Annotated in this window: 10 protein-coding genes, 2 rRNA genes and 1 pseudogene; 3 read left to right on the top strand and 10 right to left on the bottom strand. The window is 68.2% G+C overall.

Going from position 1 to position 15,475, the window contains the following annotated elements; genetic code table 11:
* The first annotated feature begins 37 nt into the window (after positions 1–37).
* Together CV755_RS18950 and CV755_RS18955 are read left to right on the top strand one after the other, a co-directional pair.
* Positions 38–628: a GNAT family N-acetyltransferase gene (locus CV755_RS18950; protein WP_109281390.1), complete on the top strand. Its 591-nt coding sequence runs from the start codon at positions 38–40 to the stop codon at positions 626–628.
* 60 nt (positions 629–688) lie between these two features.
* Entirely contained in the window at positions 689–1,894 is a 1,206-nt protein-coding gene (locus CV755_RS18955; protein WP_109281391.1) for a winged helix-turn-helix domain-containing protein, read from the top strand.
* Positions 1,895–1,908: 14 nt separating this feature from the next.
* Here CV755_RS18955 and CV755_RS18960 read toward each other — a convergent pair.
* From CV755_RS18960 to mtnA, 8 genes and pseudogenes are all read right to left on the bottom strand, one after another.
* Positions 1,909–2,025: pseudogene (locus tag CV755_RS18960) on the bottom strand (response regulator transcription factor); the annotation flags it as partial.
* 65 nt (positions 2,026–2,090) lie between these two features.
* A complete protein-coding gene (locus CV755_RS18965; RefSeq protein WP_241561341.1) occupies positions 2,091–2,789 on the bottom strand; it encodes a response regulator in 699 nt (232 codons plus the stop codon).
* Between the two features lie 280 nt (positions 2,790–3,069).
* Positions 3,070–3,756 carry a ribosome hibernation-promoting factor, HPF/YfiA family gene (gene hpf, locus CV755_RS18970; protein ID WP_241561287.1) on the bottom strand — a complete coding sequence of 229 codons (687 nt, stop codon included), beginning with the start codon at positions 3,754–3,756 and terminating at the stop codon, positions 3,070–3,072.
* 291 nt (positions 3,757–4,047) lie between these two features.
* Positions 4,048–4,812 (bottom strand): ComF family protein, encoded by a 765-nt coding sequence (locus tag CV755_RS18975; protein WP_109281394.1) that lies wholly within the window; start codon positions 4,810–4,812, stop codon positions 4,048–4,050.
* Between the two features lie 75 nt (positions 4,813–4,887).
* Positions 4,888–6,666, bottom strand: coding sequence for an LpqB family beta-propeller domain-containing protein (locus tag CV755_RS18980; RefSeq protein ID WP_241561288.1), 1,779 nt, complete (start codon positions 6,664–6,666; stop codon positions 4,888–4,890).
* Positions 6,667–6,695: 29 nt separating this feature from the next.
* Positions 6,696–8,669, bottom strand: a complete 1,974-nt coding sequence (gene mtrB, locus CV755_RS18985) for an MtrAB system histidine kinase MtrB (RefSeq protein WP_109281395.1) — start codon at positions 8,667–8,669, stop codon at positions 6,696–6,698.
* A 1-nt stretch (position 8,670) separates the two neighbouring features.
* Positions 8,671–9,348 carry a two-component system response regulator MtrA gene (gene mtrA / locus CV755_RS18990; RefSeq protein WP_109281396.1) on the bottom strand — a complete coding sequence of 226 codons (678 nt, stop codon included), beginning with the start codon at positions 9,346–9,348 and terminating at the stop codon, positions 8,671–8,673.
* Positions 9,345–10,490: an S-methyl-5-thioribose-1-phosphate isomerase gene (mtnA, locus tag CV755_RS18995; protein WP_109281397.1), complete on the bottom strand. Its 1,146-nt coding sequence runs from the start codon at positions 10,488–10,490 to the stop codon at positions 9,345–9,347. Before mtnA ends, mtrA begins: the two co-directional genes overlap by 4 nt.
* A gap of 151 nt (positions 10,491–10,641) precedes the next feature.
* Here mtnA and CV755_RS19000 point away from each other — a divergent pair, with 151 nt between their 5' ends.
* On the top strand, positions 10,642–11,901 hold the full coding sequence (locus CV755_RS19000; RefSeq protein ID WP_193553425.1) for a DUF7847 domain-containing protein: 1,260 nt from the start codon (positions 10,642–10,644) through the stop codon (positions 11,899–11,901).
* Positions 11,902–12,059: 158 nt separating this feature from the next.
* Here the strand turns inward: CV755_RS19000 and rrf are convergent.
* Together rrf and CV755_RS19010 are read right to left on the bottom strand one after the other, a co-directional pair.
* Positions 12,060–12,176: ribosomal RNA gene (gene rrf / locus CV755_RS19005) — 5S ribosomal RNA — on the bottom strand.
* 73 nt (positions 12,177–12,249) lie between these two features.
* A 23S ribosomal RNA gene (locus tag CV755_RS19010) occupies positions 12,250–15,370 on the bottom strand.
* Between the last annotated feature and the right edge of the window lie 105 nt (positions 15,371–15,475).

Genomic DNA, 15,475 nt, shown 5'->3' on the forward strand with positions numbered 1-15,475 from the left:
CTCGCCTCACGCCCTGGTCAGCGTTCAGACTCCGCGCATGGAGCCGATATCCCTGCACACCGAGCGCCTGCTGCTGCGCCCGCTGACCTCCGCCGACATCCCCGCCATCCACGCGGCCTGCCAGGATCCCGAGATCCCGCGCTACACCCCGGTGCCCTCGCCCTACACCCATGAGGACGCCCGGGTCTATGTCGAGGAGACCTGCCCCCGTCACTGGCACGAGGACACCGCCTACACCTTCGGCGTCTTCACCAGGGACGAGGGGCGGCTGACCGGGGTGATGTGCCTGGTACGGCTCCAGCTCCAGGCCCCGGAACGGCAGGCCGAGATCGGTTACTGGACGGCCCGCGAGGCCCGTGGCCGCGGCTACACCGTGGAGGCGGCGCGCGAGACGGCGCGCTGGGCCTTCGAGGACCTGGGCGTGGAGCGGCTGGAGTGGGTGGCCTCGGCGGGCAACGAACCCTCCCGCGGAGTCGCACTGAAGCTGGGCTTCCGGATGGAGGGCCTGGTACGGGCGTTCATCGTCCACCGCGGCGTCCGGCAGGACGCCTGGCGGGCGGCACTGCTGCCGGGAGATCTGGGCCTGCCGTCCAAGACGCCCTATGTCCCCTATTCCGGTTCCGACTGACCTGCCCCAACTGTCCTGTCGCGGAGGGGCGTTGTCAGTGGCCGGTTCTAAGGTGCCCCCATGACCACCGCGACCACCGAAGCCCCCACGCCCGTCGTCCAGCTCTCCGCCGATGAGGCCCGGCGCCTGGTGCTGCGCGCCCAGGGCCTCTTGGGCGCGCCCGACCGCGCGGCCGGGGTGCGCGGGATACTGCGGCGGCTGGGCGCGGTCCAGCTGGACACCATCTCGGTGCTGGCCCGCTCCCATGAACTGGTGCCCTACGCACGGCTGGGCGCGGTCGGCCGCGCCACGGTGGAGGCGGCGTACTGGAGCCCCTCCGGGGCGGGCGCGCCGCATACCTTCGAGTACTGGTCGCACGCCGCCTGTGTGCTGCCCATCGAGGAGTGGCCGCTGTTCGCCTTCCGCAGGCGGGCCTTCGCGGCCCGTGGCTACCGCTGGCACCGGCTGTCGGACCCGGAGCGCTGGTGCGCCGCGGTCCTTGACCGGCTCCGGGCCGAAGGCCCGCTGACCGCCACCGAGTTGGGCGGCGCCAAGAACGGCGGCCCCTGGTTCGACTGGTCCGAGACAAAGATCGCGGTGGAGTGGCTGCTGGACACCGGCCAGGTGGTCTGCACCGAACGGCGCGGCTGGAAGCGGGTGTACGACCTGGCCGAGCGCGCCGTGCCGGAGCCGCTGCGCCATGACGACCTGGCCGACACCGAGTGCATACGGCGCCTGGTGGCCCAGGCGGGCGCGGCCCTGGGCGTGGCCACCCGGGCGGACCTCGCGGACTACCACCGGCTCAAGGGCGAGCAGGTGGACGCGGTGATCCGGGACACCGGGCTGGTGCCGGTGAAGGTGGCGGGCTGGCCCAGGCCGGCCTGGGCGGACCCGGCGGCCCTGGCGGAGGAGCCGAGGGGGCGGCACCGTACGACGCTGCTCTCGCCCTTTGACTCGCTGATCTGGGACCGCCCTCGCACCGAGCGGGTCTTCGGCTTCACCCACCGGCTGGAGGCCTATGTCCCCAAGGCCAAGCGGATACACGGGTATTTCGCGATGCCGCTGCTGACCGGGGGCCGGCTGGCCGGCCGGGTCGATCCGGCCCGGGAGGGCACCACCCTGGTGGCCCGGCAGGTCTCGCTGGACGGCGCCAGGTCGGTGGCCCCCATGGCCCGGGCGCTGCGCGAGGCGGCACGATGGGTGGGCTGCGACTCGGTGCGCATCGAGCGCTGCACGGACGCCCGCCTGGCGCCCGCGCTGGTCAAGGCCGTTGACTCAGCGGGGTGACCGGGGCCGCGGGCTCAGCGGATCTCCAGGATCTTCTCCCGCATCGCATACACCACCGCCTCCATCCTGGAATGCAGCTGCAACTTCTCCAGAATGTTGCGCACATGGTTCTTCACCGTGTTCTCGCTGATACTGCTATCTCCCGGGGGATAACCCCCGGACCCCCAGCCGGAGGCGGCACCGGGCTCAGCCCAAGTCAGCGGATCTCCAGGATCTTCTCCCGCATCGCATACACCACCGCCTCCATCCTGGAGTGCAGCTGCAACTTCTCCAGAATGTTGCGCACATGGTTCTTCACCGTGTTCTCGCTGATGAACAACTCCTTGGCGATATCACGGTTGTTCATCCCGGTGGCGACCAGCTTCAGCACCTCCAGCTCGCGGTCGGTGAGCCGGGGGGCGGGCACCAGGCGGCGCTCGTCGGTGCGCTGGATCATCGACTTGAACTCGGTGAGCAGCTTGGAGGCCATGGACGGGCTGATCTGCGACTGGCCGTCGGCGACCGCCCGGATCGCGGTGGCCACCTCGTCGGTGGAGATCTCCTTCAGCAGATAGCCGGTCGCGCCCGCCTTGATCGCGTCATAGAGGTCGGCCTCCTCATCGCTGATCGTCAGCATGATGATCTTGGCGCTGGGGGCCACCTCCTTGATGGAGGTGCAGGCCTCGATGCCGCCCCGCTTGGGCATCCGCACATCCATCAGCACGATGTCGGGCAGCAGATCGGCGGCCTTGTCCACCGCCTCCGCCCCGTCCCCGGCCTCGCCGACCACCAGGATGTCCTCCTCCTGGGCCAGCACAATCTCCAGTCCGCGCCTGAAGAGCGCGTGGTCGTCCACGACCAGGACCCGGATCGGCTCTCCGGCCGTCGTACCCGTCATACCCGTCGTACCCGTCATGCCCGAAGTGCCCCGGTCCGCGCAGGCGCCGTCGCCGTCGTCCTCGACCGGACCGGTCACGGGTCCGAACCTGTTCGCCATCGTTCCTCCCCCTGAAGGCCGTGGCCCCTCGCGGTTTACGGTGCTGCTTCCGCTCCAACCGGTCACCGGCGACCGGCCGTTGGACGCCCGGCCATGATTCCATGCCGGGCGGCCGGACGGGGGCTTCCGCGGTCGCATGACGGTGCCCCGGAAGCCGTCGAAAGCTCCGGAGCACCGTCATGGGACGGGTGGCTACGACTCAGCCGCCGAGCGCTCCGCCCGCGCCGCCGGGCACCTCCTCGGCGAAGGGATCCGCGTTGAGATGGATGACGCCGTAGTCGTAACCGTGCCGCCGGTAGACGACGCTGGGCATCTTGGTGTCGGAGTCGACGAACAGATAGAAGTCGTGGCCGACCAACTCCATTTCATAGAGCGCCTGGTCGAGCGTCATCGGAGCCGCGGTATGCGTCTTCTCGCGGACCACGACCGGGCCCTCGCCCTGGATCTCCAGCGAACCCATACGGGTCGTCGGAATCTTCTCCGCCCCCTCGTCGGCGGTGAACTCCCCGCTGGCGTTCAGCTCGGCACCGCCGGCGGTGAGCGCCACCACTCCGGCCGGAACGCGTCCGTTGTTCCGGCGGGTGAGGCGCTTGTCGTGTTGCTTGCGCAGCCGCGCCTCCAGCTTGGCCGTCGCCAAGTCCAGGGCTGCGTACGGATCCTTCGCTGCGGCCTCCGCCCGGATCACCGGTCCGCGCCCGCGCACCGTGATCTCCACTCGGTCCGAGCGGTCGGCCTGCCTGGGGTTGGGCTCCTTGGACACCTCCACGTCGAGGCTGATCACCTTGCCATCGAGCTTCTGGATCTTGTCCAGCTTCAGCTTCTCGACCACGTGATTGCGGAAGCGGTCGGGCACCTCTGTCTTGCGGCCCTTGACGACGATGTCCACGCAGAACTCCGTTCCCGGATGGCTCCGCCGAAGGTGCGAAGCGCATCCCTCTTGCATCAGACCCCGGGGATACCCGAGGCCACCGACACGGCGGTTTCACCTCCTCCTCCCCCAACGGCAAGATCTACATCCCACCGTTCCCAGCTTCTTCGACGGCACCTGAAACGCGCCATTCGGAGATATGAGGCATAGGCTCTGCCATTCCTCACAACCGAACATATCTCGCCCGGAAGCCTGTCGGTACCCCTTGCCGTGGTCTACCTCCATTCAGGTGTTCCATGGCCCTCTCCATCAGCAACGATGCCTTTTACCGGCCAGTTCCGGTTGACGCCGGCGACCGGTCGCCGGACCCTCGCGCGGCGTGACCGCCACCACCGCCGCCCCCGTCACGCGCCCGCCGGACGCGCGGACCGCTCGCGCCGCCTCCAGCAGCGAGGACCCGGTGGTCATCAGATCGTCCACCAGCACCACTTCCCCGCTCTCCCGCCACAGATGCCCCGCGCCCCGGGACACCGCCAGGGCACCCGCCACATTGGCCCGCCGCTGCCGGGCGTCCAGCCCGGCCTGGTCGGCGACCGTACGCCGCTGGGCCAGCACCGGCGCCACCCGGGCCGGCACCCCGCTCCGGCACAGCGCCCCCGCCGCGGCCCGGGCCAGCCGGCGGCCGGCGTCATGCCCCCGCCGCCGCACCGCGGTCCGCGCGGAAGGCACCGGGACGAGCAGCAGGGGCGCACTACAGCCCCGTACGCCCCTTCCCGCGCCTAGGACACCGGCCCGGCGCACCGCGCCCGCCAGCGCGCCGCCCAGGGGTTCGGCCAGCGTCAGCGCTCCCCGCTCCTTGTGGGCGAGCAGCGCCGCGCGCACCGGCCCCGCATACCAGGCGGCGGTGAACACCGGCGGCAGCCCCTCCGGCACCGGGTCCGGCCAGGCTCGCCAGGCCGGGCGGCCGGACAGCTCGCCCCGGCAGCCCTCGCACAGCGTGGAGTGCGCCGCCCCGCAGCCCACGCACTCGGCCGGCAGCACCAGGCCGGTGATCTCCCGCAGCCATCCCCGCATGGAGGCAGTCTTCCGCCTGCCCTCGTCCCACGCCACCCCTGTGGATAACTCTGGGTAGTGGACGGATACTTGGCGTCAACCGGGGTAGACGGGCGCCGTTCCTTCCCCGGGCACCGGCTTCCAGTTGGTGTCCGGCAGCAGCCGCACCAGGGCGCCGTCCCGCTCGGCCAGCAGGGCCTGCGCCTTTCCGGTGGTGTCCGGGGCGGCCACCCCGCCCACCCCGGTGATCCCGGGCACCGCCGAGGAGTTGGAGGCGGAACCGTCCGTCTCCAGGAACTGCAGCTGCGGCAGACCGCCCTGCTCACTCCCGGCGACCAGCAGCCGGCTGCCGCCCGCCCAGGAGACGCCGTCCACATCCACCAGCCGGGGCGCCACCGGGCGCAGGTCCGCCACCGAGATCCGCACCTCACCGGAGGTGCTGGTCCTGCGGTCCACCCGGCCCAGCCACAACGCCGTACGGTCCCCCTTGTTGATCAGCAGGGCGATCCGCACCCCGTCCGCCGCGATCCGCACCCCGGTGATCCGGCCGCCGTCCAGCGAGGGCAGGGCGACCTCCTGGGGCGCGCCGGTGCCGTCCGGCAGCCGCAGCAGCCGGGGATGCTCCGGGTCCTGGTCGGCCACCCATAGATCGCCCATACCATCCCAACTGGGCTGGGACAGACCCGCCTTGGCGCCACCGTGCACGGTCAGCCGGGCCTCGCCCGGGGTGGCGCCCGCGGTCAGCTCGGTGACATGCAGCGTCTGCCCATTGACCGAGACACCGGCCGCCCGGCGCTCGGCACGGTCCACCGCCACCGAACGCAGCGGCGCGGCACCGTCCGTCCCGAACGGCCCCGGCACCCGGCGCGGTTCCTCCTCGCCGTCGGCCAGGCTCACCAGCCGGTGCCGGCCGTCGATGAAGTACACCCGGTCCGGCCGGCCCGCGATCCGCTCCGGCGCGTAGTACTTGGCCCCGTCCCGGTCCAGGTGGCAGAGCTCCTCGCCACCGCCGTCCTGCAGGGTCACACTGGTCACCCGGGCCGACTCCTGTGCGGTGTACAGCAGTTGGGCCGCCATCCGCAGACACTGCTCCTGGCCGGCCCGGTGGCCGCCGAAGTCCAGCCGGACCTTGAGGGTGTTGGAGTCGTCCAGCGACAGCCGGTTGTCCTTCAGCCGAGTGTGCGGCGGGAAGGCGGTGCCCACCGCGGGGTCCAGCCAGCTGGTGGGCCCGTCCAGCAGCGCGTTGACCGTGGAGGTCACCGGGTCTATCCGCTTGCGCAGATAGACCGGGTCGGCCACCAGGACGTCCCGCCCCTGACCGTCCCCGCCGGCGCCCAGCTGGGCGAAGTAGAACTTGTTGACCGAGCGGTAGATGCGCTGGAAGTCGGCGACCCCCAGCACCAGCCCGGACGGCGGGGAGTCGATGCGCCACTCGCCGTCCTCCTGCGCCAGATGGATCCCTGTCTGGAAGGGCCGCTCGTCCGGCTTGTAGGCATGCTTGCCGTCAACCCGGGCCAGCTGCTTGCCGGTCAGGCTGATCAGCAGCCCCGACTCCCGGTCGCCGCTGCGCTCCTGCCGCACCTTGGGCATCTCGGTGAGGATGGTGGTGGAGGCGGCCGGCTTCCACTGCCGGCGGGCCGCCTTGGTCAGATACATCCGGGCCGTGGCGTAGTCCGGATCGTCGCTGGTGGTCGCCTCCAGAAAGCCCTTGACCAGCTCGGCCGGCTGCTCGCCCTTGCGCGGCGGCACACCGTAGACGCGCACCTGGGAGTCGGCGTCCGCGTGCTGGGAGGAATCCACCGAGCTGACCTCCCCGCCGTCCGGCATGGAGGCACACCCGGTGAGCAGCGCTCCCACAGCCGCCAGGACAAGCACTACGGAGCTCCGTCCGCCCTTGTCGCCCCTCACCGCCGGCTCCCCTCGCCGTCCGCCGTCTCCTCGCCGCGCGCCGGGCGCGCCACCACGCGCGCCCCGCTGCCCGGCAGCGCCGCCGGGTCCACCACCGGCGGCGGTGACGGCCTGACCTGGGTGCGGCTCTGCGGCGGCACCGGTGCTCCCCGGCCGGCCGCGGACAGCGGGATCCCGGCCTCGTTCAGCCCCCGCTTGCGCCGGGAGTCCTCCGGCTCCAGCGGTATGGGCGAGCCGCGCAGCACCCCGCCCGCGGTGGCCGGCAGGGTCAGCCGGAACTGCGAGCCGCCGCCCGGTTCGCCCCAGGCCTGCAGCCAGCCGCCGTGCAGCCGGGCGTCCTCCACCGCGATGGACAGGCCCAGGCCGGTACCGCCGGTGGTCCGGGCCCGGGCCGGATCGGCCCGCCAGAAGCGGTTGAACACCCGGGTCGCCTCACCGGGCTTCAGACCCACGCCGTAGTCCCGCACCGCCACCGCCACCGCTCCGGCGGCCGCCGCCAGCCGCACCACCACATCCCGGCCCTCGCCATGCTCCACCGCGTTGACCACCAGGTTCCGCAGCACCCGCTCCACCCGCCGCGGGTCCACCTCGGCCATCACCGGCTTGTCATCGCCGCGCACCAGCAGCCGGCTGCCCTTGCGGTCGGCCAGCGGCATGGCCGCGTCCACCACCCGCTTGACCACATCGCGCAGGTCTATCGGCTCGGCCTCCAGCGCCGCCGCGCCGGCGTCGAACCGGCTGATCTCCAGCAGATCGGCCAGCAGCGACTCAAAGCGGTCCACCTGCCCGAACAGCAGCTCCGCCGAGCGGGCGGTGACCGGGTCGAAGTCCTCCCGCGCCTCGTGGATCACCTCGGCCGCCATCCGTACGGTCGTCAGCGGCGTCCGCAGCTCATGCGAGACATCCGAGACAAACCGGCGCTGCATCCGGGAGAGCTCCTCCAGCTGCTGGATCTTCACCTGGAGGTTCTGCGCCATCTTGTTGAAGGACTCTCCCAGCCGGGCGATGTCGTCCTCGCCGGTGACCTTCATCCGCTCCTGGAGCACCCCCGCCGCCAGCCGCTCGGCGATGCCGGCCGCCATCCGCACCGGGGTGACGATCTGCCGCACCACCAGCCAGGCGATGGCCCCCAGCAGCACCACCAGGAACACCCCGGCGGTGGCCAGGGTGCCCTTGATCAGGCTCAGCGACTTCTCCTCCTGGGTGAAGGGGAAGAGGTAGTACAGCTGATAGCCCTTGCCGTCCACGTCATAGAGCCACTTGCCGATCACCAGCGCGGGCTCCCCTTCGTCGGAGCCGCTGCGCTTGATCAGGGTGGGCTCCTCGAAGGCGCCGGTACGCGTCCCGTCCAGCTTTTTGCGCAGGCCGGCCGGGACGCTGCGCTCGGGGTCGATGTCCCCGGAGGCCCGCGGGCCCCGGGTGCCCACATGTGCCGAGTCACCGGCGCCGGCCAGCGCCACCACGTAGTACACGCCCTGACCGCCACTGGCCAGCTGCTGCACCAGACCGGTCAGCCAGGCCCCGGCGTCCGGATTGCCCCGGCCACCGGCCTGGGCAGCGTCCTGGCTACGGCCATCGGGCCCGGCGGCACCCGGGTCGGCGGCCGCCCGGGCCGCCTGGAAGCCGCCCTCGGCCTGGCTCTGCGCCGCGTTCCGCTTGGCCTCCAGCAGGCCGTTGCGCACCTGCCCGATGACCACCACGCCCAGCACCAGCACCACCGCGATGGACATCAGCAGCGTGGTGGCCACCACCCGCAGCTGGATATTGCGCACCCAAAGCCGCATCGCGGGCAGCAGCGGACGCCGCACCCAGCGCATATAGAGCCTCAGCAGCGGATGGACGGGCGCCGCGGCCGCACCCTCCGGCAACAGCCGCCCCGCCCGCCACAACCGGCGCAGCAGAGATATTCCGCCCGAGGTCTCCACGGGCCGCCCCGCGCCGCGCTCCGGAGCGGCACCGCCGAACCGCATCTCAGCTGGGCCCCGCCTTGTAACCCACGCCGCGCACGGTCACCACGATCTCCGGGCGCTCCGGATCCTTCTCCACCTTGGAGCGCAGCCGCTGCACATGGACGTTCACCAGCCGGGTATCCGCGGCATGCCGGTAGCCCCACACCTGCTCCAGCAGCACCTCACGGGTGAACACCTGCCAGGGCTTGCGGGCCAGCGCCACCAGCAGGTCGAACTCCAGCGGCGTCAGGGCGATGGACTGCCCGTCCCGCTTGACCGAGTGCCCCGCCACATCGATCACCAGGTCACCGATGGTCAGCTGCTCCGGGGCCGGCTCCTCCGATCTGCGCAGCCGGGCCCGGATCCGGGCCACCAGCTCCTTGGGCTTGAACGGCTTGACGATGTAGTCATCCGCACCGGACTCCAGACCGACCACCACATCCACGGTGTCGCTCTTGGCGGTGAGCATCACGATCGGCACCCCGGACTCACCCCGGATCTGCCGGCAGACCTCGATACCGTCCCGGCCGGGCAGCATCAGATCGAGCAGCACCAGGTCCGGTTTGGTCTCGCGGAAGGCGGCGAGTGCCTTGTCGCCGTCGGCTACAAACGACGGCTCGAAACCCTCACCACGCAGCACGATTCCGAGCATCTCGGCCAGTGCGGTGTCGTCGTCGACGACAAGGACGCGTCCCTTCATATCGACATCATCCCATTACCCGATCGTGACCTGGCACACAGCTGGGCCAATCCCACCTTGGTCACGGGTGAAACAACCCCGTTTTCCGTGACAATCGCGGTCACCAGCTCCGGCGGTGTGACATCGAACGCAGGGTTGTAGACCTGCGTCCCCACCGGGGCCACCGGCACCGAGGCCACCGTCCCGGCCTCGCCCGGCACGGCGAAATCCGTCACCTCCTGCCCGGGCCGCTGCTCCACTTCCACGCCCGAGCCGTCGGCCGTGCCGAAATCCAGCGTGGTGCTCGGCGCCACCACCACAAAGGGCACATGGTGATAGCGGGCCAGCACGGCCAGCGGATAGCTGCCCACCTTGTTGGCCACCGAGCCGTCCGCGGTCACCCGGTCCGCGCCGATCAGCACCGCGTCCACCTCTCCCGAGGAGAACAGCGAACCCGCGGCATTGTCCGCCAGCAGGGTGTAGGCCATCCCCGCCCGGGACGCCTCGTATGCGGTCAGCCGGGCCCCCTGCAACAGCGGCCGGGTCTCGTCCACCCACAGCCTGCGCAACTGCCCGGCCCGGTGCGCGGCCGCCGCCACGGCAAAGGCGGTGCCCTCCCCACCGGACACCAGCGCCCCGGTGTTGCAGTGGGTCAGCAGCTGATAGCCGCCCCCCGGCACCAGCTCCTCCAGCAGCGCCAGACCGTGCGCCGCCATCCGCTCACTGGCCTCGGCATCCTCCCGGTGCAGCGCCCGGGCCTCGGCCAGCGCCGCCTTGGCCGCCCGCTCGGCGGACAGGCCGCCGTCCACGGCGCGGTGGTACGCGGCCAGCGCACGCCGCACCCCATACGCCAGGTTGACCGCGGTGGGCCGGGCACCGGCCAGCATCCCGGCCGCCTCATCCGCGTCAAAACCCCGCACAGCTGCCAGCACCACCCCATAGGCTCCGGCGATCCCCAGCAGGGGCGCACCCCGCACCGCCAGTGTCCGTATCGCCTCCACCAGCGCCGGAACGTCCGTGCAGACCAGTTCCACCTCCTGGGAAGGCAGGCGTCGTTGGTCCAGCAACACGATCACTGGTCCCTCGGGCGGCTCGTCCCAGCGCAGTGCTGCGAGGGCGGGGCAATCGACGGCGTCCATGGACAGCGCGTGGTGATCGGCCATTAGTCCAGTCTGCCGCGAGGCGAACCAGGATTGAAGGGGCCCTCGCTCCTCCTCCTTACGAGCCCCGGGCGCCCAAAGGGCAGCGTGACACGATGGCGGGCAAAGGCTCGGCCGCCGCACCGGCACACGAGCCCCGAAGGAGCGACAGACCATGAACGACTTTCCGGGCCGGAACTCGCCCGGACCCTCCCCGTCCGAGGAGCGGCCGGACGCCGCCCAGCAGCGGCCCGCCGAGGCGAGCGAGGCACCCCGCACGGATGACACGGCAGGGGCGGACGAGGCCGCGCACGCTTCCCAGTGGGCTCCCCAACAGCCGCCCAGGCAACAGTGGTCGGCGCCCATGGGCGGATCGCCCTGGGGAGGACCGCCGCCGGGCGGACCGGGCCGGCCGCCGGGGCCCGGCACTCCGCCACCGCCGGGCTATGGAGCCCGGCCGGGCTGGGGCGCCTGGACACCGCCGCCGCCGGAGGCCCCCCGGCCGGGGGTGATCCCACTGCGCCCGCTGGCGGTCGGGGAGATCATGCAGGGTGCCATCGACACCACCCGCCGCTACTGGCGGACCGCACTGGCCATTTCCGCCTGCCTGGCCGTGGTCACCCAGGCGGTGACGACCATAGCCACCGGGCTCTGGTTCGGTGACGGCGTCGATGTGGAGAGCCTCAAGGACTCCGCGACGCCCCGCGAAATCCTGGATGCCATGGGCAGCAGCATCGGCACCCTGGCCGTCTCGCTGGTTCTCGGCCTGATCGGCACGATAGTCGCCACCGCCATGCTGACCGTGGTCGTCAGCCGGGCCGTCCTCGGCCGCCCGGCCTCCCTGGGCGACGCCTGGCGAAGCGCCCGCCCCCAGCTGCTGCGCATGGGCGGGCTGCTCTGCCTGGTCCCGCTGCTGATGTCGGCCGCGCTGCTGGCGGGCCTGGTGCCGGGCCTGCTGCTCTACGCGGCCGGGGCGGGTACGCTCGCCGGGCTGCTGACGGCCCTGGGGGCACTGGCCGGCACCGTGGCCATGATCTGGCTCTGGGTGCGCTATTCGCTGGCGACCCCGGCTCTGATGCTGGAAAAGCAGAGCGTTCTCTCCGCCATGCGACGGTCCGCGAAACTGGTGCGGGACTCCTGGTGGCGCGTTCTCGGCATTCAGCTGCTCACCGTTGTGGTGGCCACGGTGACGGCGGCGGTCATCAACATTCCGATCAGCCTCCTCCAGGCCATCGCCTCCGGCTCCGCCGCACCGGCCGACCAGCTGACCTGGAGTTCGCTGATCATTTCCGGCATCGGAGCGGCCATCAGCTCGACTCTTACGCTGCCGGTGACGGCCGGGATGACCGTACTGCTCTATGTTGACCAGCGCATTCGCCAGGAATCCCTGGACCTGGAACTCATCCGGGCCGGCCGCGAAAAGCAGTCCGCCTGACCTTCTCGGTCTTCCGGAATGCGAGGGGGGACGTACGGATATGACGTCCCCCCTGCACTCCCCGGAATTACTTGCAGCAAATGTGGCCCTCGACCCCCTGAACGCGAAAAAGCCTCAGGGGCGATCCATCAAATGAATCGCCCCTGAGGCTAAAAATTGTTCGGCGGCGTCCTACTCTCCCACACGGTCCCCCATGCAGTACCATCGGCGCTGAAAGGCTTAGCTTCCGGGTTCGGAATGTAACCGGGCGTTTCCCTAACGCAATGACCACCGAAACACTATGAAACAGACAACCGGCAATTTTGGTTGTTCGTGGTTTCAGAACCAACACAGTGGACGCGAGCAACTGAGGACAAGCCCTCGGCCTATTAGTACCAGTCAGCTCCAACCGTTACCGGTCTTCCACACCTGGCCTATCAACCCAGTCGTCTACTGGGAGCCTTACCCCATCAAGTGGGTGGGAGCCCTCATCTCGAAGCAGGCTTCCCGCTTAGATGCTTTCAGCGGTTATCCCTCCCGAACGTAGCCAACCAGCCATGCCCTTGGCAGGACAACTGGCACACCAGAGGTTCGTCCGTCCCGGTCCTCTCGTACTAGGGACAGCCCTTCTCAAGACTCCTACGCGCACAGCGGATAGGGACCGAACTGTCTCACGACGTTCTAAACCCAGCTCGCGTACCGCTTTAATGGGCGAACAGCCCAACCCTTGGGACCGACTCCAGCCCCAGGATGCGACGAGCCGACATCGAGGTGCCAAACCATCCCGTCGATATGGACTCTTGGGGAAGATCAGCCTGTTATCCCCGGGGTACCTTTTATCCGTTGAGCGACGGCGCTTCCACAAGCCACCGCCGGATCACTAGTCCCGACTTTCGTCCCTGCTCGACCCGTCGGTCTCACAGTCAAGCTCCCTTGTGCACTTACACTCAACACCTGATTACCAACCAGGCTGAGGGAACCTTTGGGCGCCTCCGTTACCCTTTAGGAGGCAACCGCCCCAGTTAAACTACCCACCAGACACTGTCCCTGATCCGGATCACGGACCCAGGTTAGACATCCAGCACGACCAGAGTGGTATTTCAACGACGACTCCACACACACTGGCGTGCATGCTTCACAGTCTCCCACCTATCCTACACAAGCCGAACCGAACACCAATATCAAGCTATAGTAAAGGTCCCGGGGTCTTTCCGTCCTGCTGCGCGAAACGAGCATCTTTACTCGTAGTGCAATTTCACCGGGCCTATGGTTGAGACAGTCGAGAAGTCGTTACGCCATTCGTGCAGGTCGGAACTTACCCGACAAGGAATTTCGCTACCTTAGGATGGTTATAGTTACCACCGCCGTTTACTGGCGCTTAAGTTCTCAGCTTCGCCCCACCGAAATGGAGCTAACCGGTCCCCTTAACGTTCCAGCACCGGGCAGGCGTCAGTCCGTATACATCGCCTTACGGCTTCGCACGGACCTGTGTTTTTAGTAAACAGTCGCTTCTCGCTGGTCTCTGCGGCCACACCCAGCTCAGAGAGCGTGTCTCATCACCGGACATGGCCCCCCTTCTCCCGAAGTTACGGGGGCATTTTGCCGAGTTCCTTAACCATAGTTCACCCGAACGCCTCGGTATTCTCTACCTGACCACCTGAGTCGGTTTAGGGTACGGGCCGCCATGAAACTCGCTAGAGGCTTTTCTCGACAGCATAGGATCATCCACTTCACCACAATCGGCTCGGCATCAGGTCTCAGACTATATGTCACGCGGATTTGCCTACGTGACGTCCTACACCCTTACCCCGGGACAACCACCGCCCGGGCTGGACTACCTTCCTGCGTCACCCCATCGCTCACCTACTACAGGTCTGGTCCGTCGGCTCCACCACTCCCCTCAACTCCGAAGAGATCAGGGCGGCTTCACGGACTTAGCATCGCCTGGTTCAGCGCTGGCGCTTCAAAGCGGGTACCGGAATATCAACCGGTTGTCCATCGACTACGCCTGTCGGCCTCGCCTTAGGTCCCGACTTACCCTGGGCAGATCAGCTTGACCCAGGAACCCTTAGTCAATCGGCGCAAGAGTTTCCCACTCTTGTATCGCTACTCATGCCTGCATTCTCACTCGTGAACCGTCCACAACTACCTTCCGGCGCTGCTTCACCCGGCACACGACGCTCCCCTACCCATCACAGCAGACGTTGGTCCTTATGCTGCAATGACACGACTTCGGCGGTACGCTTGAGCCCCGCTACATTGTCGGCGCGGAATCACTTGACCAGTGAGCTATTACGCACTCTTTCAAGGGTGGCTGCTTCTAAGCCAACCTCCTGGTTGTCTCTGCGACTCCACATCCTTTCCCACTTAGCGTACGCTTAGGGGCCTTAGTCGATGCTCTGGGCTGTTTCCCTCTCGACCATGGAGCTTATCCCCCACAGTCTCACTGCCGCGCTCTCACTTACCGGCATTCGGAGTTTGGCTAAGGTCAGTAACCCGGTAGGGCCCATCGCCTATCCAGTGCTCTACCTCCGGCAAGAAACACACGACGCTGCACCTAAATGCATTTCGGGGAGAACCAGCTATCACGGAGTTTGATTGGCCTTTCACCCCTAACCACAGGTCATCCCCCAGGTTTTCAACCCTGGTGGGTTCGGTCCTCCACGACCTCTTACAGCCGCTTCAACCTGCCCATGGCTAGATCACTCCGCTTCGGGTCTTGGGCGCGCTACTCAATCGCCCTATTCGGACTCGCTTTCGCTACGGCTTCCCCACACGGGTTAACCTCGCAACACACCGCAAACTCGCAGGCTCATTCTTCAAAAGGCACGCAGTCACGACCGCCAAGCAAGCTTGACGGCGACGCTCCCACGGCTTGTAGGCACACGGTTTCAGGTACTATTTCACTCCGCTCCCGCGGTACTTTTCACCATTCCCTCACGGTACTATCCGCTATCGGTCACCAGGGAATATTTAGGCTTAACGGGTGGTCCCGCCAGATTCACACGGGATTTCTCGGGCCCCGTGCTACTTGGGTGGCTTCCAAGAGAGCCGCATAGATTTCAGCTACGGGGGTCTTACCCTCTACGCCGGGCCTTTCGCATGCCCTTCGCCTATCCATACGGTTTCTGACTCTCCGACCAGCCGGCAGACTGATCAAGGAAACTCCCACAACCCCGCATACGCAACCCCTGCCGGGTATCACACGCATACGGTTTGGCCTCATCCGGTTTCGCTCGCCACTACTCCCGGAATCACGGTTGTTTTCTCTTCCTGCGGGTACTGAGATGTTTCACTTCCCCGCGTTCCCTCCATACTGCCTATGTGTTCAGCAGTAGGTGACAGCCCATGACGACTGCCGGGTTTCCCCATTCGGACACCCCCGGATCACAGCTCGGTTGACAGCTCCCCGGGGCCTATCGCGGCCTCCCACGTCCTTCATCGGTTCCTGGTGCCAAGGCATCCACCGTGCGCCCTTAAAAACTTGGCCACAGATGCTCGCGTCCACTGTGCAGTTCTCAAACAACGACCAGCCACCCATCACCCCACCCCAAAAGGGTGAGTTCACTGGGACCGGATCGAGGACCAGCCTTAA

Source organism: Streptomyces orinoci (assembly GCF_003121295.1).
Classification (GTDB): domain Bacteria; phylum Actinomycetota; class Actinomycetes; order Streptomycetales; family Streptomycetaceae; genus Streptomyces; species Streptomyces orinoci.